This window comes from Microcoleus sp. (assembly GCF_041354475.1).
In the GTDB taxonomy this organism is placed as follows: Bacteria; Cyanobacteriota; Cyanobacteriia; order Cyanobacteriales; family Microcoleaceae; genus Microcoleus.
The window spans coordinates 1-22,461 of the sequence record NZ_JBGJZU010000059.1 but is presented as its reverse complement, the minus strand read 5'-3'; the positions used below and the strand labels follow the sequence as shown (position 1 = coordinate 22,461).

The window sequence follows — 22,461 nt, the reverse complement described above, 5'->3', positions numbered from 1 at the left end:
GAGCCTCCGGATCTGCGTTACCAGGCAGAGCCTGGTAACGAGGAAACTGGTAAGCTGGTTCCCAGGCTCTGCCTGGGAACCCATATCTAGAGGCTCTGCCTCCCTGGGGAAACAGGAGGCAGAGCCTCCGGATCTGCGTTACCAGGCAGAGCCTGGTAACGAGGAAACTGGTAAGCTGGTTCCCAGGCTCTGCCTGGGAACCCATATCTAGAGGCTCTGCCTCCCTGGGGAAACAGGAGGCAGAGCCTGGTAACGAGTAATACGAGTAATTTGCGGGCAGTCCCGATTTAAGATTTATCGCAGAGTCACGAACTCTTCAGCAGTCGATGGATGAATGCCAATAGTAGCATCGAAGTCTTTCTTCGTAGCTCCCATATTAACCGCGATCGCCATTCCTTGAATAATCTCGCCAGCATCTTTCCCCACCATGTGCACGCCCAAAACTCTGTCAGTATTAGTCTCAACAACTAACTTGACAAAAGTTTTCTCATCTGCACCAGTCAAAGCATGAAACATCGGTCTAAACTTGGCTGTATAACACTTGATTGATTCGGGAAACTTGATTCTAGCTTCCTCTTCTGTTAAGCCCACTGTCGCCGCTTCCGGCTGGGAAAATACGGCCGATGCCACGTTTTCGTGACTGATGGATCTGGGGTTATTCCCAAATTCAGTATCGGCAAAAGCGCGTCCTTCGGCGATCGCAATTGGGGTTAAATTAATCCGGTTAGTACAGTCTCCCACTGCAAAAATGTGTGGCTGACTGGTGCGGCTGTCTTTGGTGACAGCGATCGCACCTTTTTCTGTTTCTACTCCCGCATTTTCTAAACCCAACTTTTCCAAATTGGGCCAGCGTCCAGTAGCGCACAACAGCGCGTCTACTGTCAAGGTTTCTGAGGATTTTCCCGACAAAGTTAATTTTAATCCTTCTGGGGTTTTCTCAATTTGTTCGATCGAGCTTTCTGTCAAAAATTCAATGCCATGCTTAACCATGCCTTCTTGCACGTTGGCGCGAATTTCTTCATCGAAGTAGTGCAGAATGCGATCGCGCCGGATGATTTGAGTTACTTGACTTCCCAGCCCGTTCATGATGCAGGCAAATTCAACGCCGATGTAGCCGCCGCCCAAAATAGCCAAGCGTTTTGGCTGCTCTTGTAGTAAGAAGATTTCGCGGGAAGTAATTGCGTGTTCGATACCGGGAATATCAATTCTGTGGGCTTCTCCGCCGACAGCGATTAAGATTTTGGCAGCGGTGTATTTTTTGTCACCAACTTCGACGGTGTGGGGGTCGATAAATTTGGCGTATCCTGAAATTAATTCAACTCCGGCTTTTTCCAGAAAGCTAATGTGCAGTTTGCTGAGTCGTCGCACTTCTGTGTCTACGGTAGTGACGAGTTTTTCCCAGTCGAAGCTGCTTTCTACAGGGCTCCAACCGTAACCTACCGCATCTTCATAAAGGTGCGAAAATGTTGAGGCATAAACCATCAGTTTTTTCGGCACGCAGCCACGAATTACGCAGGTTCCCCCTACTAAGTCATTTTCGGCGATCGCCACTTTTGCCCCGTAGGATGCCGCCCGCTTGGAACTCGCCAATCCACCGGAACCCGCACCTATCACAAACAAGTCGTAATCGTATGTCATAATTGTCGCTAGTTTCCTGTCTCAATTTTAGCCATTTTGCGCTTTACTTTTTTTAATGATATCTCAAAAAAATTTCGTTTTTTAGAGGGGAGATTGCTTTACTTCTTGCAGTTGACATGATATAGTTTAGTAATGGGATTATTTGCATTAAATTTAAAATCGCTCACACTTCCATTATTAGAGTATAGCACAAGCAACTGCAAAAAATATATAAAAATGTAACTATTTTTGGTAGTAATAAATATGTAGTGAAAAGGTGCAGGATAAATATACCATTTTAAGTTATTTTATACTAGAGGTTTTGGATTTAGCAAAGCCCATCGAGATGAGAATATCCGTTCCGCTTGCAACGGGGATGGGAATTATAGTACTCCGCATCTTTTATTGAAATCCTAACTACTCTGGATAGTATGCTCGATCTTGCAATCATCATCCCCGAACTCGTCAAGTATGGAGGCGCTGAACGAGTTGTTATTGAGTGCCTTGCTCGATGGCAACACCACCATCGCATTACGCTCTATGCTACGTCCATCGATTATAAGGTTGTGCGGGAGTTCTGCCCAGAAATTCGTTTCACATTTGTGCAGCTTTCACCTTACTTTCAAGGGGAACATGCGTTCTTCTTGAATGGCACCTTGCTACCCAAACTATGGCAACAGGAAATCGGCACCCACGACCTTTACCATACTCATCTTTGGCCCTGTCATCTGATTGACAGACACCCGATGGTATGGTATCCTCACGAACCGCCGCGTATGCTTGAAGACCTTCGCCTTAGCCAGTTTCCGGAAGCCAATCCGTCTGATGTGTGGAAGGTTCATGTATACCCCAAATTCACCTATGATGATGTTCCGTCTCGGGTTTACGAAGCAACCCTGAACTCAGTGGCAATGTTTGACAAACTCGGCAAGCCAGACCGAATCGTTGCCAACAGTCACTATGTTGCTCAGTATTTGTTACAGGTTTATGGACGAATTGTTGACGACATTGTTTACCCAGGCGTTGTATGTGCAAACCAGATCGTTGAAATTTCGCTCCATGTCCAGTTCCTCGCAGTAGGTCAACTCTGGCCGCACAAACGAGTGAAGATGATTATTGAGGCGCTTGCCATGGTGCCAGATGCACGGCTAGTGATTGTCGGAAATGGTCCCGAACGGGAGAAACTTGAACGAATGGCGCTCTCCCTCCGCATCCAGGATCGGGTTTGTTTCAAGCATGAACTGTCTGCAGAGGAACTGCGAGCGGAGTATAATTCCTGTCGTGCAGTTGTTTTCGCAGCAGCACGGGAACCGTTCGGCATTGTTCCTCTCGAAGCGTTAGCTCATGGTCGTCCCTTGATTGCAGTCAATGAAGGAGGATATACAGAGGTTGTAGACTCTCATTGTGCCATGCTGGTGCCGCCACGACCTCAAGATCTGGCAGATAAGATGAACCTGCTTGCGCGTGACATTGATTTGGCAAGAGCGATGGGCGAAGCCGGTTGGAGAAAAGCTCAACAATACAGTTGGAACAACTCGGCGAATCAGTTGATTAAGATTATTGAATCGACGTTTAATACCTATGCCCATGACCACAAGCGGTGTAATGGCGGAACGGCAATCGATCGGCCGCTGATCGGAGTCCAATATTATTGCTGGTATGGAGATGGAGCGGGCAGTCTTCATTGGAATGATAACTTGGAATTCGGAGCTGTTGATGATATGCCCGAAATTGGGTTCTATTCGTCGCTTGATGGTGATGCCCTGAAATATCATTTACAATTGATGGATCGCAATGGAGTCGATTTCCTTGTCGCCAACCTCCATATCGACTCAAACGGTGTGAACGATCTGGAGTTAGCTGGACTGCTTCGACTGTTCCATGTTGCTGAGATTCTCGAATCGCCAATCCGAATTGCAATTCAACTTTGTCCCTACGATCTATCCCATGATTCATTAGATCGGGCGATCGCCACCCTCAACGAGATGTCAAAGTCACCGCACTATTTCAGGTTTGAATCCCAACCAGTAATATTCATGTTCTGGACTGGCGCCTGGGATGGACAACGAGATGAGATCGAAAATCTGAAGGCAGCAACTGATGGATTCCTACGTATCGCTTGTAGTTTGCGGCTTCCTTCAGATACGGAATCGTTGTATCAGACCTTTGGGCTATTTGATTCCTGGTCACTTTTTTCACCGCTTGAAGTGGCATCGTCTGAAAATTGGCAGAGGGTTTGGGCAGAAGCCTATCGCCGATCGGATTGTGGCAACCGGGGAATTCGATCGGTTACGGTTAGCCCAGGCTACGACGATCGCCATCTAAGCGATCTTCGGAGGGATAACAATCTATTTCGTTTTATTGACCGCAATTGTGGCAAGACTCTGGATGCAATGACAGAGTTTGTGCTGCGTCAATCTGATATGCCACAGATGGTACTTGTATCAACATTTAATGAGTACCACGAGAACAGTCATATCGAGCCAACCAAACGGCATGGATTGCAATATATGGAAGCAATCAAAGATTTTGGCAAGGCATTGCGATCGCAATGGATGTGATGGTTTCGTGAATGTATCCGCAATTATTCGGCGTTTGTTCAGCCTTTAGTTTTATTGTTGTAGTTTTATTGTTGGAGGTGTTGAATGTCAGAAATCAAGCGTTATTTTGTTCTCACTTCTCCAAGATCGGGGACACATATGCTGCGGACAAGTCTGGACAATCATCCTCAGGTCCTATGTATGACTGAGATGTTCAATCCTGACTATACTGAGGGCAAGTTTGACTTTACATCTGAGACACCAGCATCCGAGATTCTTGCCAACTACATCTTCACTCCAGAAAATATGACGCAGCCTTGTGTGGGGTTTCTGTTGCATCGTAGTGGAGCACGGTTCGGTAATTGGCCAGATCTCTGGTCGCTCCTTGAGCAGGACAAGGAGTTGGCTGTCATCAGCCTCCGTCGCCAGAACCTCTTGCGTCGTTATCTCTCTGTTCAGTTGATGAAGAATCAGGATCTAGAGGGGAATCCACCAGCACCGATGCACTTTGACAAGGAGCTACTGATCCGGGACTTCCAAAAACAGGAGGCTCAGATTGCCGAGTTTGATGCCAGATTCTCGGATCACCCGCTCACAACCGTTACCTATGAGGATCTGTGCGATCGCTACGCAGAGACTATGGTTCGCATTCAATCATTTCTTAATCTCACGCCAGCGAATCTTCAACCCGGAACCAAGAAGCGGGCAACCCCACCATTGGCAGACGTGGTTTCCAATTACACGGAACTCAAGCGCGAATTTGCCGACACCAAGTGGTTCAGTTTGTTTGAGGACTAAATAGCAATCCTTGCAGGAGTCGTAAATATTTTTACCCCACCCCAACCCGGACCTTAATAAGGTCCGGGAGCAAGAAATTCACAAATGATTTAGAATTGCTATATCTCGCCGAAGTTCAAGAAATTCTCTTCGACTCAAAAGACTTGCGGGATATCTTGAATGCTCAAAATCTGGACAGCATTCAGAAAAACACTCAAGAAATTGCTGGGATTATCCCCGATTTTGATTTGAGGCAATATCAAGAGGCTTTGTGCGAACGTTACAGCAATCTGAATTTAAGCAGCGTCGATAGCAATACCTACGATTATCGCGAAAAGCTGAAAGTTTGGCAAATCTTTATTTTCCAAGATGTGCGCTTAATTTACGAGTCATTTCTGCCCCAAGCTTACGAAATTCCCAAGGAACATCAACGGCGGTTGTTAGAAAGCGATCGACTAGAGGCGATCGCACTTGAAAATTTAGAGAAATATCGACACGGTTATTTTTCTGGGCCGATCGTATCCGTGTTAGATGTCATCAATGACAAGTCAAATTATCCCTACATTGTGATTTTAGGCGATCCGGGTGCGGGCAAATCTACTCTGTTACAATATTTAGCATTAACCTGGGCGCGATCGCCTTTAAATAGCGTAACATCTCTGCCGCTGCCGCTGCTAATAGAATTGCGGATTTACATTCGCAACGTGGAATCAGGACATTGCAAGAATTTCCTGGAATTTTGCCATAAAAATTCCGGTTTTATTTGTGATTTGAATCAGCATCAATTGCACGAACAGCTTAAAGCAGGCGACGCTGTTTGAACGCCAGTATGACTGGCAAGATAATCCACGACAAACAGCACTTGAAATCATGGTCAAGCAATACCTCGATCGCCCAAAAACATTAGACATACTGCGCGATCGATTTGCCAACGATCCAGATGAACAAGTCCGCCAATTTGCCCAGAAACAATTGGCAAAATTAGACAAGCTGTGATATAAACAAAAAAAGGAGAAATAAGTTATGACTGTAGCCACTAAAATCCCCCAAGCTTATGCAGAAATAGTTGAGTTTTTTGCTGCTGGCGCTACTCCCGAAAGCATTCTCAACTTTCAACTATCCGAAGACGCAAAAGAGCATATCGCCGACCTAATTTACGCACACAACAACCAAGATTTGACCACCGATGAAAAAACCGAATTAGACAACTTTCTAGTTATAGAACATCTGTTGAGGTTAATCAAAGCAGTCGCTCACAAACACGTCGTCAAAGAGTAATTTTTTTATGTCTCGTCCTTACATTAGCGTCGAACTTAGGCGTTTAGTTGCTCTCCGTGCCGATCGCATTTGCGAATACTGCCTCATTGCAGAAGCAGAGAGTTCCGGCTGTCAAGTTGACCACATCATCAGCGTCAAACATGGTGGAGAAACAACAGCCGATAACCTCGCCTATGCTTGTATTTTCTGCAACTTACAGAAAGGAACAGATTTAGGCTCAATTGTTTGGCGGACTGGAGAATTGGTGCGTTTTTTCAACCCGCGCAGAGATTTTTGGGGAGAACATTTTCGCTTAGATGAAGCTGCAATTCAACCAAAAACAGATATTGGAGAAGTGACAGCACGAATTCTAGAACTTAATCATAATGAGCGGATTAAAGAGCGACAAGTTTTGATAGAAGTTGGTGCATATCCGTCACCAGCCGCGCAACAACGGATGACTCAGTAACTCAATAAATATTACCCAATCTAGTATAATTAAGATCGGATAGTTCTCGGAGACAACCACTATGCAAGTCACGACCGAACAAATTATTTATCCATCCAGCGACGGTCAACCAATGGCAGAAAGCACAATTCAATACAAATTAATTGTCAAAATCAAAGAAGGCTGCGAATCGCTGTTCAAAAATGACCCAAACGTCTTTATAGCAGCCGATTTACTCTGGTATCCAGTTCAAGGTAGACCAGACATTTCTCAAGCACCGGATACAATGGTAATATTTGGTAGACCAAAGGGCGATCGGCCTTCCTATATGCAATTTCAAGAAGAGAATATTGCTCCCCAAGTCGTATTTGAGATTCGCTCTCATAACGATCGCCAAATCAAGATGTACAAAAAACTTGCGTTTTACAATCGCTATGGAGTCGAGGAATATTACCTTTACGATCCAGAAAACAACGATTTGAGTGGTTGGCAAAGAATTGAAGGAAACTTAGAAATAATTGAGCCGATGGAGGGCTGGATTAGTCCTAGATTGGGAGTAAGATTTGAGTTGGGCGAAGATGGGCTAGAAATTTATCGGCCAGATGGACAAAGGTTTCTTTCTTATGCGGAATTGGAGGAACAGGGTGAATTAAACCGCCAGCGTGCTGAACAAGAATCTCAAAGAGCCGAACAAGAAGCTCAAAGAGCTGAACAAGAATCTCAAAGAGCCGAACAAGAAGCTCAAAGAGCCGAACGTTTGGCCGCAAAATTGCGCGAATTGAACATAGATCCCGATCGCATTTAAGCCACAAATTGTTTAATAGAACTCTTGCAAAAATCCAAAGCACCCCACCCCAACCCGGACCTTACTAAGGTCCGGGAGCAAGATTGTTCTTGTTTCCCCCCTTAATAAGGGGGGACTAAGGGGGGTAAATTTGACTTTTGCAAGAGGTTTAATTTAGGACTTACTCACCAACACCAAAAAAAACCAGGTTTTTATCGTTTCCGCGCGCTGTAACGAATTATTTACGTCAAAAAACCCGGTTTCTGACTGCCCGTGTGCAAGTCGCGCAACCGTCGAAACATCGTCCTTCCACCCCCGAAAACCGCTCAGAAGTGTTAAGTTAGTAGTTAGTTGTGTCGATCGCACAGAAAAAAAGATGCCTGAACTACAAACCGATACCTACCAAGAAGTCAACGAGGAAGTCCTCTCAAAACCAGTTATTGTCGGTCTCAAAGATATCACCAAAGTTTATGGGGTTGGCGACTTAGAAGTTCGCGCCTTAAACGGTGTCAGCTTGACGGTGAGACAGGGAGAATATTGTGCGATTATGGGCGCATCGGGTTCTGGTAAATCTACAGCTATGAATATTATCGGTTGTCTCGATCGACCTACGAGCGGCAGTTATTACTTAGACGGCGTAGATGTCGCCCAAATGCCCGAATCAGACTTAGCCGGAATTCGGAATTTAAAATTAGGTTTTGTCTTCCAGCAATTTCACCTGTTGTCTCAGTTAACAGCCTTAGAAAATGTGATGTTACCGATGGTTTATGCCGGTGTTCCCTCAGCGGAAAGACGGGACCGCGCTGTAGAGGCTTTAACGAAGGTAGGCTTGCAAAGTCGGCTGCAAAATAAACCAAATCAACTCTCAGGAGGACAGCAGCAACGAGTAGCGATCGCCCGCGCCATAGTCAATCGTCCTGTATTATTACTTGCAGATGAACCGACTGGTGCATTGGATACGAAAACTACTCAAGAAGTAATGGATATTTTTACAGAATTTAATGAAGCCGGAATGACTGTTGTGATGGTAACTCACGAACCGGAAGTGGCGCGCCAAACTCGGCGAGTAGTCTGGTTCCGCGATGGTCAAGTAATTCACAATAATCTAAACCCTGAAGAACTTTCACACGCGGTATTTTAAAATTTTGTGATTAGTTACAGCGGTTCCCGCTGTATTGCGACACACTTAATGAATCCTCAACATTTAATAAATTGGTTTGTTATATGGTTGACCGTTGCATGGTCATGATTTAACCACAGAGAGCACAGAGAACACAGAGAGATCACAGAGAAATGAATAATTCCGATGAAGAGAGGAATTGATATTAATTGCTCCTCGAAGCATCCCGATTTGGGAAACACGCCTAGAGGGGCGAAGCATTCGCGTTGAAAATTTGTGATATATCTATAGGATATGAGCGCGAATGCTTCTCCCCTACAAAAATGTGATGGACTCCGCTTTTGTACCTCATAATACCAATTTCATAAAGTAGCGCTACATATCTACCCCCCCAACCCCCCCGAACTCGCGGGGGGGCTAAGAACTACATCTGTAGTAGGACTTTATGACAATGGTATGACAGCAGGAACCGCTGTAGTTGCGTGCGTTCGGTTAGTTATTATTAGTTATCTGTTACAAATAACAAATAACTAATGAAAAGCTGTGGGAAAAGCTGTCCAAACTCGATCGACAAAATCCCTAAGTTGCCGAGAAGCAATCACCCCATCGTTTTTTTCAGAATCCAGAGAGTGCAACTGACTCAATAGCGAAATCACTTCCGTATCTAAAGCAGCCCGAAACAAATTCAAAGGCCAAAGCAAATCCGAACCATCCCGCAAATCCAACAAACTGTATTCTGGGGAAAGGCGATCGCCCAAATCCTGTTTTGACAAGAATACAACTAACATTAAAGGGCGCACCCAACAAACTTGACGCGCCTCAACCACCTGAATTACTTCCGAATGCAGACACGCATCTCCACACTCTAAACTGACAATTTGACCAGGCTTAAAGTTCAAACCAAAACCTATTGATTCTGACCTACCCAACATGATGAAAATTGACAAATAACAAATAATAAGTAACCACTAACTACTTTTATCCAGATTTTTGAGAGCCATTTCCAAATCAGCCGTCAACAATCGCGCCTCTTTTTTGGTGCTAGCCGATTGAGCATAATCCATCACCGAAATTGGAGAACCGATCGCAATTTTCACCTCAGAACCCCATCGAGGAACGCGGGGGCGGTAGCGAATACTCATGGGTACAATTTTTACCCCCAAACCGGGTAAACTCGACTCCGCTTGAATTGCCAAACGAGCCAATCCAGGCTTAATCGGGTGAACTTCACCATCCTGAAAAATCCCGCCTTCGGGAAAAATGACCAACATTTCCTTGGCAATGAGCAACTCTACGCCATAACGCAGACTGCTAATGGCGGGATGCCGGATATCCACAGCAAAACCTCCCAAATGCCTGATGAACCACCCTTGCAGTCCTTTCACTTCATCGGCTGTTACCATAAAGCGCAAATCTCGTCCAGTCACTTTTTGTCCTGTGGAATAGGGCATCATCAGAGCATCCCAGCGGGAACGGTGCGTCGGTGCTAAAATTACAGGCCCGTCCTTGGGCAAGTTTTCCTGTCCTGCGATGTGTATCTTGCCAAAATAAGACGGCAGGACAACATAGTGACCTAACGGATACAGCAAGGAAGTTAACCAAGGAGAAACGCGAGATGTATTAGATGCTACCTTGGCAGGCATTGGTTTCACTTTTTGATGAGGTACTGGAATTAAGGGCGATGGTGGCTTTATGGCTCATACCAATTAAGCTGTTTTATGGAGTTTTCAAGTCTAAACATAAGTTGTTTAGTACATCTTGCGTCTTTTGAGCGGGACACTTTGGCTATTGGCATTTTGCTGATTGGGCGATCGGACACTTAAGGATCTATTATTTCAGTTAATTACACAAGTAAAATTTTTACAGTTTAAATTTTCCTGCGGGATTCAAACCAAGACAGCAACTGCTGACGACAAACAGACTCCATAATCCCGCCGAGCACTTCTAGGCGATGGCAAGAATAGGCGCTATCGGGAATATTCCCCGCAGTCCGAATCGTACCAGTTTTTGGGTCATCGGCTCCATAGACCAACAAACCGAGCCGAGCCTGTACAATAGCACCAGCGCACATGGGGCAAGGCTCCAGGGTGACATAAAGAGTGCATTGATGGAGATGCCAATCTTGCAAAACTTGCCCAGCCGCCCGCAGAGCCAAAATTTCAGCATGAGCTGTGGGATCGCAGTCTCGCTCTCGCCGATTTTGCGCTTGTGCAATCAACTTACCACTACCATCAACGATCACAGCACCTACGGGGACTTCACCGGCATCGCCTGCGGCAAGGGCGAGTTCCACAGCTCTACTCATCCACCGCCTGTGAATGGAATAATTACGATCGCCAATCAATAAAGGTTGTGTTTGGGAATTCACAGTATTGCACAATAGGATTTGAATGTGAGAGTAATATTATACCTAGATAAATCCAAACACTTAAAGACTGAAAATGTCTCAGACAACCCCAGTTATGGAATATTGGGTCAGGCACAAGTATCCTAGGGAATTAACTAAGCTTGGTGGGGAAATTTAGGGATAGTTACGTAACTAGAAACACTTAAAATAAACAAAGCAAAGTTACAGCAAAACTCGATCGGGAATAATTGAAAATTATGGAAACCACTGTCATTAGCGCTGAAGTCATTGATTTGTTGTCCCGCATCAGCCGACAAAAGCTCCGTGAAGCAGATGTCACTGGGCTCATCGTGTTCCTGGCCGCTCTAATTTCGATTCTGCGGGGAGTGATGATTATTGACAAGACCATCGCCCTGGAAGAAGAAGAAAGGTTGCAAAAAACTCTAAAAGTGTTTGCTAGCAGCGATCGCGATCGAGTAGAACTGATTCAGCGGATTGTCACGGGCATCTCAAAACAGCAAGTATATTTCAATCCCACAGAACTGCTAACCCTGACAGCATTGTTTTCCGATTCCGAAAAGCTTTTACTCATCTGCTTCGGCTACGAAATGTCAGCAGCAGACGGACGCATCGACCTCCGGGAGCAAATGTACCTAACGGCCACGGGACAGCGACTGGGCATCGACCCCAGACATATTGCCACCATAGATGCTTTATTTACCAAAGAAGGAACTGTAGACCCCGAAGCTTTTGCGGAAGTCAAAGAACTACTGTCTCCGATCGAATTCCAGTCACGGGAGCCCGTGTTTGCCGCTTCAGCAAAGCACTTGCTTTCTCTTTTAGAGCACCAATAATTACCGGCATAGGGACTAAAATGTCAGCGTTGGCAGTTACCGGAGAAAGCAAATGGAATATAATTAAAGGTTTGAGAAATTAAAAGCGTCCTACTTACCTATGGAAATTGAATGGCAAAGCGTCAAAACCTACTCCGATATTATCTATCAAAAAACTAAAGGGATCGCCAAAATTACCATCAATCGACCCCACAAGCGCAATGCTTTTCGTCCCAAAACCGTCTCTGAACTGTGCGATGCCTTTATAGACGCGCGGGAAGACACGACTATCGGGGTGGTTCTGTTGACTGGTGCAGGACCACACACAGACGGAAAATACGCATTTTGTGCGGGTGGGGATCAAAGCGTGCGGGGTAAAGCCGGGTATGTAGATGAAGGTGGCATTCCCCGCTTAAACGTGCTGGAATTGCAAAAATTGATTCGATCGATGCCCAAGGTGGTAATTGCCCTAGTAGCAGGTTACGCGATCGGCGGTGGTCACGTTCTGCACTTAATTTGCGATTTAACCATCGCTGCGGAGAATGCTATTTTCGGACAAACTGGCCCAAAAGTGGGCAGTTTCGACGGAGGCTTCGGGGCTAGCTATCTCGCCAGAATTGTGGGACAAAAAAAAGCGCGAGAAATTTGGTTTTTGTGTCGCCAGTACAGCGCACAGCAGGCCTTAGAAATGGGTTTAGTCAACTGTGTTGTCCCCGTAGAACAACTCGAAGCAGAAGGGATTCAGTGGGCTTCGGAAATTTTAGACAAAAGTCCGATCGCCATTCGCTGTCTGAAATCAGCATTTAATGCCGACTGTGACGGTCAAGCAGGGCTGCAAGAACTAGCAGGAAATGCGACTTTACTATATTATATGAGCGAAGAAGGAGCCGAAGGCAAACAAGCGTTTTTAGAAAAGCGAGAACCGGATTTTAGTCAGTATCCTTGGCTACCTTAATTCCAGTGAAAACAAGTTTTTTATGGGCTGATGTCAAAGATATTTCTGATTGACGATCCGTAGCTGGAATTAAAGGAGTTCGATGCCGTTGTTAGCAGTTTAGTTGTGCTGCTGCGGGCCAACTAAACTGAAACGGTGGGAACTGATTTTTCGGTGAAGGTTGTCTCTGTTAACTGACAAGTGTGGCGATCAGCAGCAGGGAGGGCTGGCGAGGGAAAAGCCACCATCGGCTCATGCCATAGTGAAAGTTCTTCGATATTCTCCCAAGCAGACCCAAATGGTGAAACCGCCAAAGAACAAGCTTTCCACTGACCTTGAACCGAAACGCTGAGCTGCTGACACAGACCACCGCGTCTTCCTTCTGGCAAATAGTGGCGACAGTGACGGCAAGCTGAAGTTAAGGGAGTTTTCATAAAAGTTCTTGGGTTTCTCATTTTCATCTCTAATTCTCCTTTGTTGAGCTAGGAGGTCTTAGAGCATCCCAGCCCTTATCCTGTCTGCTGTTTAGCGATCCCCGAACTATAATTGAATTTTATAATTTATTTATAATTTTGTTATATATAGAAACAATAGATTTAGTAGTGCCTCATCTTAGATTTAAAAAAGCTGTAAAAAAGTTAATAAACCAACAGGGATCAAGATAAAGCACAAATGGGGAACAAAAAGTAGATTTTATAAATCACCATCGATACCATATTTTTTGTTTTCGTACTTTATGGCCTTCTAGTTATTTTGTCTGTAGTGTTGGTAACGTCTGTCAGAAAATATATTGAAGGGCAAAAAGGCAAATAGTATAGAATACGGGCAGCTATCAGGCTGCAACTGCGTTTTATCCCCGGCTTGAAAGACTGGGGTTCTCAGGCGACGCGCTATGGCGGTATCACCCTTGATGACGGGTAATTGACAACATTAAAATTAATTCAGAGGCGGCAGGAGTTTTACTAATGAGTAAGCGTTCTTCGGTGGAATCCCCAAATCATCAATCATCTTCAACCCCCATCAATCCTGCTTTACAAGCAGCCCTGGGGTGCTTGGATGTAAACCTGGAAACAGAACTGACAATATATAGACGACACAGGCGGCGAGCCGAACAGTGGGTGTCGCCATCCGTGCGTCCCGGTACGAAGGCAGAAACAGCCAACCAACAGCCTGGTCAAAACCAGCCACCAACGGCTGCGGAGCCAACCCAGCAATCACTATCGATACCCCTATCCCTTGGCGGTAGCCCTGGTGAGCCCCCAAGAACAACTACTGCGGGCGGGAGCCAACCTATAAAACAATTTATCAGTACCCCACCACCAAACAAATATCTCGAATCTAGCGAAAAACTGATCGAAAGTTTGGACTCACCAACAGCCGAGGCAACCGAGGAAAGAAGTTTAGCAGCCAGTCTGTTGACTCCCTTGGGACTAAGTTCAATGCTGCTGTTTTTGCTATCCTGTACAGCCTTGGGCTACGCAGTCTTTTACCCATCAAGTCTAGCTAAAATGGTAGGTCTCAACCGTTTGGTGGGAAGCAACACACCCTCGGAGGCCCAAAGTACCGCTAGTAAAGTAACTGATACCGGAAGCAAGGAACTGCCAAAAGCTCCTAATCTGGTTTCCAAGGAATTTGTCGAGCTAGACTTAAGTACCCTGAGCAATGTCAAGCCCACCCCTAGCCCCATTGCTTCCCCCTCGCCCAAAGCCTCAATCCCGCCGACTCCAGCAGTCAGCGACTCAAGCGGGGCTGTCCCCATCCCGACAGAAGACGGCAACCCACCAACCATTAGGGAAAAAGGACTGAACAATCTCAGTACGGCGTTGCTTCCGAGTCCGACTAATGTGGCACAAACAGTCCCAACATTGCCAACACTGCCTCCAACGCCTTCACCATTGGCCTCGAATTCAGCAACTCCTGCGGCTGCATCCCGTGCTGTGCCATCCCCAGCCCCCGCAGCCACACTGGGAAGCCCTGCACGGGCTAGCGACGGTTTTTATTACGTGGTTGTCGATTACACCGATGCCAAGTCCCTAGAACAAGCCAGAATTGTAGTGCCCGATGCCTACGTGCGGAAATTTTCAAAGGGTGTCAAGATCCAAATGGGAGCGTTGAACGATGTGGCCTCAGCACAACTTTTGGTGAAAGAGCTGCAAGCAAAAGGGGTGAAGCCGCAATACTATCAGCCTTAAATTAGTCAGCGGGAATTAAAAATTCAAAAATTAAAAGAGAGCATAATTTAAAAGTTTTCATGTTTAATTTTTAGTTCTTAATTCCTATTCATAAAATCTCGAATTGAAAATTTGGAGAAAGGCAAAATGGGATTATTCGATCGCCTTTGGCGAGTAATTCGAGCCAACATTAACAGTTTAGTGGGAGCAGCAGAAGATCCAGAGAAGATTTTGGAACAGGCGACCATTGATATGCAGGAAGATTTAGTGCAGCTCAGACAAGCTGTGGCTGGGGCAATTGCTGCTCAAAAACGCACGGAACGCCAGTATTCCCAAGCGGAGTCCACCGCCACAGAATGGTATCAACGTGCACAGTTAGCTTTGCAAAAAAACGAGGAAAATTTAGCACGGGAAGCCCTGACTCGCAAGAAATTCTATCAAGAAACGGCTATCACGATGAAAGCTAGTCTGGAACAGCAGAAAGTTGTGGTCACTAAACTTAAAGAAAATATGCGGGCTCTGGAAAGTAAAATTTCCGAGGCAAAATCGAAAAAAGATATGTACATTGCCAGAGCTCGATCGGCCGCCGCCTCGGAAAGACTAGACAAAATGATGGGTAATCTCAATACAGGTAGTGGTTTGAGCGCCTTTGAACGGATGGAAGAGAAAGTTATGCAGCTAGAAGCTCGCTCTGAGGCGATCGCAGAACTCGGCACCAACGACTTAGAAAAGAAGTTTCTGGCTCTCGAAAGTGGGGGCGATGTCGATGCACAGTTGGCGGCCATGAAAGCGCAAATGCTTCCGGGCAACAATACGCCTCAGTTACCATCGCCAGAGCCACCCACATCCTGAATGTGAAGCCTGGAGCATCCATCCTATTTGAGACTGCTGTGGCAGTAGCTACAGATAGCCCGAAGCGAGTTGGGGAATTCCCGGATCAAAGCTAAACTCAGTAGATAGAGCTGGCAAAGCTTGGCTACATCAATTACGAAGATCCCTTTAAACTAGATTAATATGTTTGCAAAAATTGCCCAAGGCTAGATCATCGCACTAAAAATCTGACCAACCGAATTTCAAAACCGCAGGCTAGTGTCTAAAGCCTGCTTTCCGTTTACTTCGTACACCTCACCAAGGAAAAATAGGATTATGGGATTATTCGATCGCATTAGCCGAGTCGTCAGAGCCAATCTTAACGACATAGTGAACAAAGCTGAAGACCCGGAAAAGATTTTAGAACAGTCTGTGACGGATATGCAGGAAGACCTGGTGCAGTTGCGTCAAGCCGTGGCCGCGGCGATCGCCACTCAAAAGCGCACCCAGACTCAGTACAATCAAGCTGAGTCCCAGTCGAACCAATGGCAGCAGCGGGCTCAGCTTGCTCTGCAAAAAGGTGACGAGGCGTTGGCGCGCGAAGCACTGGTACGCAAAAAGTCTCATGCTGAAACGGCCGCTACTCTAAAAGCTAGCCTAGAACAGCAATCGACTCAGGTGGAAAGTCTCAGACGCAACTTGATCGGTTTGGAGAGCAAGATTTCAGAAGCTAAGACAAAGAAGGATATGCTCAAGGCGAGAATATCCGCTGCGAAAGCTCAAGAACAACTCAACAACACCATTGGCTCTCTCAATACTGGCAGTTCCATGGCCGCGTTCGATCGCATGGAAGAAAAAGTTTTGCAGATTGAAGCTCGCGCCGGGGCGTCAGCAGAACTAGCCGCCGGTGGTAGCAATTTGGAAGAACAGTTCCGCTTGCTCGAAAGTGGCGGGGGTGTCGATGACGAGTTGGCGCAAATGAAAGCCCAACTTGCTGGAAGTTCTGTATCTCAACCTCAATTACCAGCATCGGGTAAAACTGCTGCTAATAATAGCTCTGAATCGATTCCGGTGATTGACGCTGAGTTGGAAGAATTGCGATCGCAGCTCAATAAAATGTAATCTCGATCCAAACTCACCGATTTCTCTGATGGTGCGATCGAGCGCTCCGTCTCTCTAAAGCAAATAGCTTGTGGAGGTCGGAGCTTTTTGATTGGCGATCGGCTACAGCCGGAATAAATCTTACCGAAACATGACAATTTAGCTATATAGTAGTAAGTATCATTTAGCACTAATTATTTAAGTGCCAAACAAAATTTTAAGTAACCATTTAAAAATAAAATTATGTCTAAGGTGCAGTTGTTAGTTCTCAGTTCTGTTGCTTCTGGTTTTGGGCTTTGTTCAAGCATTTTTGCCCTATTCACCATGATTTATGGACTTTCACTGATGTCTTTTTTTGTCTTTATTTTAACCTTGGCATTTTGTGCGGCCAATATTTTTTTTGCCTTACATTATTATACATTCATTGCTAAGCAGTTGAGTGCCAAAAACAGAGGCAAATCTAGAAGCCTCGGCGGTTGATATCAATTCCGGTTGTATCGTAATGATTTAACCGCGAAGGCGCAAAGCACGCGAAGGAAGAGAAGAGAGAAATAATAATTCCGATGTCAACGGATTTGATATGAAACCACAGCTAAAAAAAGGAGTTCAGCCTGCAATGTCTCATAAATATAGCCTTTCTCAGAAAGATGAGGTACGACTGGGCATAGGGCATGGGGCATGGGGCATGGGGCATAGGGCATAGGGTTCCGTGGGCATACCTCACTTTTTTGAGAACCGCTATATAGCATAAAAGAAATCACAATTTAGGCAAAATCCATTCCACCGCCACCGCTAAATTTTCGGCAACAAAATCCGGTTTAGTATGATGCTGATATTCCCCATTCAACACACTTTCACCGTAACCAGTCTGCACCAAAATACCAGTACAACCAGCATTATGAGCCATATCTACATCTGTAGCTTTATCCCCCACCATAAAACTATTTCGCAAATCTAAATCCTGTTCCCAAGCAGCGGCTACCAGCATACCTGTATTAGGTTTGCGCCAAGTTGTATACCGCGTAAATTCTGGGTTAGTTCCCCCTTCTGCTTCACTCAAATAAGGGCAATAATAAAGAGCATCTAATTTGGCTCCGGCTGCTTGGTCTAATAGCTGACAGAGCCGTTCGTGCAAAGCTTCTACGTGGCTAACCGGATAATATCCCCTGGCTGGGCCCGATTGATTAGAAACTAGACAGCAAAATATTTGTTTGTCATTTAATTTGCGTACAGCTTGGGCTACTCCGGGAATTAAATGCAAATCTTCTACTTTGTGGATGTAGCCTGCTTCGATATTTAACACACCATCTCTGTCTAGAAATACTGCTCGTTTCATTGTTATTTACTAAGGATTGCTATTTTTTTTTAAATCAGTCCTGGACCCATGGGGAGTCATATCAAATCCTCTCTTCATCGTCCTGTATTAATCTCTCCCTCTTCTCTTCCTTCGCGTCATGAGCGCCTTCGCGGTTAAATCATTCCGATACAACGGGGTTTTTTGTGTCCAGGACTATAATCAAAGATCACCATACCACTTGACAAATTCTAAGAAATATCGTACTCTAATAGTACGGACACTAACCAATAAGCCAATGGTTACTACATACACAGTCGATCGCACCCATCTAGCTCAGTGGCACGAAGTTCTCGCCCCCCACAGCATCGGCTATCGGCTCAAACTGCTGGGACAGTTAGGTACTCGCAGGCTGCAAGAGGCACTGGAACCCTTTGGATTGACACCTTTTCACTGGCTGGTACTTTGTTGCTTGTGGCAAGAAGATGGTTTAGCAACTTCCAGCATTGGGGACAAACTGCAACAGGTAGGCGGTACCCTCACAGGTGTAATCGATCGCATGGAAGAAAGAGATTTAGTCCGTCGGGAGAGAGACACCCGCGATCGCCGGATTTGGCGAATTTGGCTAACGGATGCAGGTAGGGAAATGCAAGAAGTGCTGCCACCAGTGGTAGCTGAGGTTCGAGAGCAGTCTATGACTGGAATTTCCCAGGCCGATCGAGAACGCTTCTCAGAGCTGATCGATATCGCGATCGCCAATCTTTCCTAAACTGACAAATCATTCTCCCGGAGGTCGCGCAGCACCATCTACCTCTACTAAATTAAACATAACCGAAAAATACTACGCACTCTTAAAAACATTAGTCTTAACAAATAAATACTACGCACTCTAACCAAACGGCATCTTATTAAAATTTCAGGAGCCAACTACCATGAAAACCACCAAGGAAACCAACCCAGCAGAATTCAACGGCAACGGCAAAGGCAAAGCAGTGGGGCTCTTAGAGCAGCCCATGGACGACACCATAGCCAAAAGCCTACCAATCATCCCCGCGCCAGAGACACAAATCAGCGCCCCCAGCGATGTCAAAACAGGCGCAGAAACAGAACTCCAAGCACCCCTACCGGCCCCTACAACACCCAAGAAAAAGTCCAAGAAACCACTGATTTTCGCACTATTGGGGGTAGGTGCGATCGCCGCGGGCAGCTTCGGCTACAACTACTGGCAATACGCCTCCATCCACCAAGAAACCGAAAACGCCACAGTTGCCGGACACATCCACCAAATCAGCAGCCGGATCAACGGTACTGTCGGCGAAGTCTTGGTACAAGACAACCAACAAGTAAAACCTGGACAACTGCTAATCAAACTAGATCCCCGCGACTACCAAGTTAAAGTCCAACAAGCTCAAGCAGCCTTAGAAAACGCTCGCCGTCAAGCAGAAGCAGCCCAAGCCAATATTTCCCTAGCCTCCCAAACCAGCCAAGGCAAAACCGCCCAAGCCCAGGGAGATATCAGTGGTGCAAACGCGGCCATTTCCACCGCCCAAGCAGCCCTGAGAGAAGCACAGCAAGGCGTGCCGGCAGCAGAAGCCTCCTTCGCCGAAGCCCAGGCTGGTATTCCCGCAGCTATGGCTAAAGTCGCCCAAGCCGAAGCGGGTATTCCCCAAGCAAGGGCGAAAGTCACCGAAGCTGAAGCCGGAATTGCCCAAGCCCAAGCACAGCTAGCCCAAGCAAGGGCTAATCTGGTGAAAACGCAAGCTGATTATAAACGATATCAAGATTTGCAGTCTGAAGGTGCGATCGCCCGCCAGCAGCTAGATTCCGCCACAGCAGCCTACGATGTAGCTGTCGGCCAAACTACCGCAGCTCAACAAGGAGTTGCCCAAGCCAGAGCGCGTTTAGCCCAAGCCAAGGAAGGCGTCACCGCAGCAATCGCGGCAGTAGCCCAAGCCCAAGAAGGCGTAAAACAAGCTCAAGCCCAAGTAGCGCGGGCCCAAGTTGGTATCGCCAGTGCTCAAGCCAAAGTCGCGGTAGCCCAAGAAGGTATCACTAGCGCCCAAGCCAAACTTGCGACATCCAAGGGTGGATTGCAACAGGCTGAAGCGACGGGAGAACAAACTAAAGTTAGTCGATCGCAGTATGATGCAGCTAAGGCGGCGATCGCCCAATCGGAAGCTGCGGTGAAAGACGCTCAACTGCAACTTTCCTATGTGAATATCAGCGCACCAGCCGCCGGACAAATCGGCCGCAAGTCGGTGGAAGTGGGGCAACGGGTGCAGCCGGGAACGCCTTTAATGGCGATCGTCAGTAATGATTTGTGGGTAGTTGCTAACTTCAAGGAAACGCAACTGGCAAGCATGAAACGAGGTCAAAAAGTAGAAATCAAATTAGATGCTTTTGGCAGTCGTAAATTTGAGGGTCGAGTTGATAGTTTTTCCCCTGCTTCTGGCGCTCAATTTTCTCTATTACCTCCCGATAATGCTACGGGTAATTTCACTAAAGTTGTGCAGCGGATTCCTGTGAAAGTGGTATTTGATGCTGAAAGTATTAAAGGCTATGAATCACGGATTACACCAGGGATGTCTGCTACGGTAAACGTTGAGCTGAAATAAGGTTGTACTCCTGATAGTAGAAAATGGAGGAGACGGCAATGCCGTTTCCCTGCCCATATAATAGTGCAGGGAAACGGCATTGCCCATTAGTGTCAACTTAATAAACTGTTGTAAGTCGGGACGATGTTCGCAAAAATAGCCGTAAGTGAGCTGAATTTGTTTAACTTTCACGTTTGTAAATACTACTCTGCCCTAGCTGACTGAGTGTTGGCAACTTCTGTAGGCGGAAGGGACATTGAAAAGCGGGCATTGTTACAAAACTTTACGTCTTATCCTATGAGGCAAATTTGTCTGTAAACGCTACATCTTTTTCTCTGTCCCAATGCCATACTATCGTAATCCCTCTGATGCCTTGCTAGACTTGTAGGTACGGTTGAGTAGCCTTCGAGCGGTCAACATCGACAAATTTGTCCAGAACATTTGGTCTGGTAAAGCGCCTGGAGTCGATCGAACAATGCAGCATCACAAAGATTTTCAAGGCTGGTCACTTTTGGCAGTTGCTGTCACTGCGGTGATTGCAGCAAATTTTGGCATTGCCAAATTAAATTATTTGTCCGATCGATCCGCTAGCTATGAAACGGAACTCCGACATTTGCAAGGACTGGCCAATCGCTTAGACGCCCTGGAGTGGAGAGCAATTGCTAACAAAAAAGTGACCTCAGAGCTAGAGGAAACCCTAGGGAAGCAACGACAGCAAGCAAAGCTCAGTTTTGATACCCTCAAACATACTGCTTCTTCGTTTCGAGATTTGCAAGAAGTGGACTCAGCCTACCAAACCTATTCTAAGGCCGTTAATAAACTCTTGACCCTGCTAAAAACTGCTCAGATTGAAGAAGCATTGGAGGTGGATGAGAAGCAGGTCGATCCAAGCTATGAAAAATTGTATGCGATCGTGACCAAAAAGACCGTAGAAGCGGCAAAAAATAGGGCAAATCTACAATACTGGGCTAACTTTGGCTCGATATTGATTATGACCTTTTTAGTTGCGACAATTTGGATATTGCGATCGGAGATTTTGCGATCGCAGCAAAGATTTCAGGAAATCAAGAATGTGCGCCAGCGGGAAGCCCGGTTGGAACAAGAGCGTCAACTTCTAGAATCGAAAGTGATGGAGCGCACACAGACGCTTCAAACTACAAACGACGCATTGGAACAAACACTCACGGCACTGAAAGAGTCGCAGATTCAGCTAATCCAAAGTGAGAAAATGTCAGCTTTAGGGCAACTGATGGCTGGGGTTGCTCATGAAATCAATAATCCGGTTGGCTTTATTGCTGGGAATATAGCTCCGGCGCGAGACTACGTAAGGGATTTGTTTGGCCTGATTAATTTATATCAACAAAAATTTCCGCAACCTGGTTCCGAGATAGAGGCAAAAATTCAAGCGATCGACCTAGATTATATACGGCAAGACTTGCCTAAGCTTTTTCAATCGATGAAAGATGGGGTGGTACGAATTAAAGATATCAGTAGGAGTTTACGCATTTTTTCGAGAGCAGATTGCGATCGCCCCACAATGTTCAATATTCATGAGGGCATTGATAGTACCATCTTGATTCTCCAGCATCGACTTAAAGCAGATAATACCAGGCCTGCGATCGAGATGATCAGAGATGATACTAAACGGCAGTTTCATAGACTTTTCCTGACATTAAAGACATCAGGTCCAAAAAACACGGTGTTCTGGTCGCAATCGCTGTCTGTAACTGGTAAAATAAGTATCAATGTTGGCACTCCTGACTTGCTCCCTGGCTATGTACGCCCTGAAGCTAGAACTCAAACTCAACAATGCTGAACGTACCCTCATGGCGCG

General features: G+C 46.1%; 21 protein-coding genes and 1 pseudogene. 16 read left to right on the top strand and 6 right to left on the bottom strand.

The genetic code is table 11. The annotated features are described in order from the left end of the window. Positions 1-294: 294 nt before the first annotated feature. Positions 295-1,638: a glutathione-disulfide reductase gene (gene gor / locus ACBR23_RS20225; RefSeq protein WP_371120337.1), complete on the bottom strand. Its 1,344-nt coding sequence runs from the start codon at positions 1,636-1,638 to the stop codon at positions 295-297. A 410-nt stretch (positions 1,639-2,048) separates the two neighbouring features. Here gor and ACBR23_RS20220 point away from each other — a divergent pair, with 410 nt between their 5' ends. From ACBR23_RS20220 to ACBR23_RS20185, 8 genes are all read left to right on the top strand, one after another. Continuing rightward, the gene (locus ACBR23_RS20220; RefSeq protein WP_371120336.1) at positions 2,049-4,178 is read left to right on the top strand and encodes a glycosyltransferase; all 2,130 of its coding nucleotides are present in this window, start codon (positions 2,049-2,051) and stop codon (positions 4,176-4,178) included. 84 nt (positions 4,179-4,262) lie between these two features. Beyond that, entirely contained in the window at positions 4,263-4,955 is a 693-nt protein-coding gene (locus ACBR23_RS20215) for a hypothetical protein (protein WP_371120335.1), read from the top strand. Between the two features lie 95 nt (positions 4,956-5,050). Continuing rightward, positions 5,051-5,755 carry an NACHT domain-containing protein gene (locus ACBR23_RS20210; RefSeq protein ID WP_371120334.1) on the top strand — a complete coding sequence of 235 codons (705 nt, stop codon included), beginning with the start codon at positions 5,051-5,053 and terminating at the stop codon, positions 5,753-5,755. A gap of 49 nt (positions 5,756-5,804) precedes the next feature. Beyond that, a complete protein-coding gene (locus ACBR23_RS20205) occupies positions 5,805-5,930 on the top strand; it encodes a hypothetical protein (RefSeq protein WP_371120333.1) in 126 nt (41 codons plus the stop codon). Between the two features lie 27 nt (positions 5,931-5,957). Beyond that, complete coding sequence (locus ACBR23_RS20200; protein WP_340519417.1) at positions 5,958-6,212, top strand: hypothetical protein; 255 nt, start codon at positions 5,958-5,960, stop codon at positions 6,210-6,212. A 7-nt stretch (positions 6,213-6,219) separates the two neighbouring features. Beyond that, positions 6,220-6,660 carry an HNH endonuclease gene (locus tag ACBR23_RS20195; protein WP_371116717.1) on the top strand — a complete coding sequence of 147 codons (441 nt, stop codon included), beginning with the start codon at positions 6,220-6,222 and terminating at the stop codon, positions 6,658-6,660. Positions 6,661-6,721: 61 nt separating this feature from the next. Continuing rightward, the gene (locus ACBR23_RS20190; RefSeq protein WP_341739031.1) at positions 6,722-7,444 is read left to right on the top strand and encodes a Uma2 family endonuclease; all 723 of its coding nucleotides are present in this window, start codon (positions 6,722-6,724) and stop codon (positions 7,442-7,444) included. Positions 7,445-7,799: 355 nt separating this feature from the next. Further along, positions 7,800-8,564 carry an ABC transporter ATP-binding protein gene (locus ACBR23_RS20185; protein ID WP_371116716.1) on the top strand — a complete coding sequence of 255 codons (765 nt, stop codon included), beginning with the start codon at positions 7,800-7,802 and terminating at the stop codon, positions 8,562-8,564. Positions 8,565-9,073: 509 nt separating this feature from the next. On the opposite strand, the gene ACBR23_RS20180 is transcribed toward ACBR23_RS20185, so the two are convergent. The 3 genes from ACBR23_RS20180 to ACBR23_RS20170 all read right to left on the bottom strand — a co-directional run bounded on the left by ACBR23_RS20180 (position 9,074) and on the right by ACBR23_RS20170 (position 10,911). After that, the gene (locus tag ACBR23_RS20180) at positions 9,074-9,442 is read right to left on the bottom strand and encodes a hypothetical protein (RefSeq protein WP_371116715.1); all 369 of its coding nucleotides are present in this window, start codon (positions 9,440-9,442) and stop codon (positions 9,074-9,076) included. Between the two features lie 69 nt (positions 9,443-9,511). After that, positions 9,512-10,186 carry a lysophospholipid acyltransferase family protein gene (locus tag ACBR23_RS20175; protein WP_371120332.1) on the bottom strand — a complete coding sequence of 225 codons (675 nt, stop codon included), beginning with the start codon at positions 10,184-10,186 and terminating at the stop codon, positions 9,512-9,514. Positions 10,187-10,410: 224 nt separating this feature from the next. Next, positions 10,411-10,911 carry a nucleoside deaminase gene (locus tag ACBR23_RS20170; protein ID WP_341739027.1) on the bottom strand — a complete coding sequence of 167 codons (501 nt, stop codon included), beginning with the start codon at positions 10,909-10,911 and terminating at the stop codon, positions 10,411-10,413. Between the two features lie 236 nt (positions 10,912-11,147). Between ACBR23_RS20170 and ACBR23_RS20165 the strand changes: the two genes are divergently transcribed. Next, positions 11,148-11,744, top strand: a complete 597-nt coding sequence (locus tag ACBR23_RS20165; RefSeq protein ID WP_341739026.1) for a TerB family tellurite resistance protein — start codon at positions 11,148-11,150, stop codon at positions 11,742-11,744. A gap of 100 nt (positions 11,745-11,844) precedes the next feature. Continuing rightward, entirely contained in the window at positions 11,845-12,678 is an 834-nt protein-coding gene (gene menB / locus ACBR23_RS20160; RefSeq protein ID WP_340523338.1) for a 1,4-dihydroxy-2-naphthoyl-CoA synthase, read from the top strand. Positions 12,679-12,800: 122 nt separating this feature from the next. Here the strand turns inward: menB and ACBR23_RS20155 are convergent, their stop codons facing one another. Continuing rightward, a complete protein-coding gene (locus tag ACBR23_RS20155; RefSeq protein WP_341739025.1) occupies positions 12,801-13,091 on the bottom strand; it encodes a hypothetical protein in 291 nt (96 codons plus the stop codon). Between the two features lie 531 nt (positions 13,092-13,622). Between ACBR23_RS20155 and ACBR23_RS20150 the strand changes: the two genes are divergently transcribed. From ACBR23_RS20150 to ACBR23_RS20140, 3 genes are all read left to right on the top strand, one after another. Beyond that, positions 13,623-14,849: a hypothetical protein gene (locus ACBR23_RS20150; protein ID WP_371120331.1), complete on the top strand. Its 1,227-nt coding sequence runs from the start codon at positions 13,623-13,625 to the stop codon at positions 14,847-14,849. Between the two features lie 126 nt (positions 14,850-14,975). Continuing rightward, positions 14,976-15,680 carry a PspA/IM30 family protein gene (locus ACBR23_RS20145; protein WP_371116735.1) on the top strand — a complete coding sequence of 235 codons (705 nt, stop codon included), beginning with the start codon at positions 14,976-14,978 and terminating at the stop codon, positions 15,678-15,680. A gap of 294 nt (positions 15,681-15,974) precedes the next feature. Then, positions 15,975-16,760 carry a PspA/IM30 family protein gene (locus ACBR23_RS20140; RefSeq protein ID WP_341739022.1) on the top strand — a complete coding sequence of 262 codons (786 nt, stop codon included), beginning with the start codon at positions 15,975-15,977 and terminating at the stop codon, positions 16,758-16,760. Positions 16,761-17,496: 736 nt separating this feature from the next. Here ACBR23_RS20140 and ACBR23_RS20135 read toward each other — a convergent pair. Continuing rightward, the gene (locus ACBR23_RS20135) at positions 17,497-18,075 is read right to left on the bottom strand and encodes a D-glycero-alpha-D-manno-heptose-1,7-bisphosphate 7-phosphatase (RefSeq protein ID WP_371116710.1); all 579 of its coding nucleotides are present in this window, start codon (positions 18,073-18,075) and stop codon (positions 17,497-17,499) included. Positions 18,076-18,331: 256 nt separating this feature from the next. Here ACBR23_RS20135 and ACBR23_RS20130 point away from each other — a divergent pair, with 256 nt between their 5' ends. The 3 genes and pseudogenes from ACBR23_RS20130 to ACBR23_RS20120 form a co-directional block, all read left to right on the top strand. Continuing rightward, the gene (locus ACBR23_RS20130; protein ID WP_341739020.1) at positions 18,332-18,802 is read left to right on the top strand and encodes a MarR family transcriptional regulator; all 471 of its coding nucleotides are present in this window, start codon (positions 18,332-18,334) and stop codon (positions 18,800-18,802) included. Between the two features lie 163 nt (positions 18,803-18,965). Then, positions 18,966-20,648, top strand: a complete 1,683-nt coding sequence (locus tag ACBR23_RS20125; protein ID WP_371120330.1) for an HlyD family secretion protein — start codon at positions 18,966-18,968, stop codon at positions 20,646-20,648. 1,144 nt (positions 20,649-21,792) lie between these two features. Further along, positions 21,793-22,263 (top strand): annotated as a pseudogene (locus tag ACBR23_RS20120) (sensor histidine kinase); the annotation flags it as partial. Positions 22,264-22,461 lie beyond the last annotated feature (198 nt).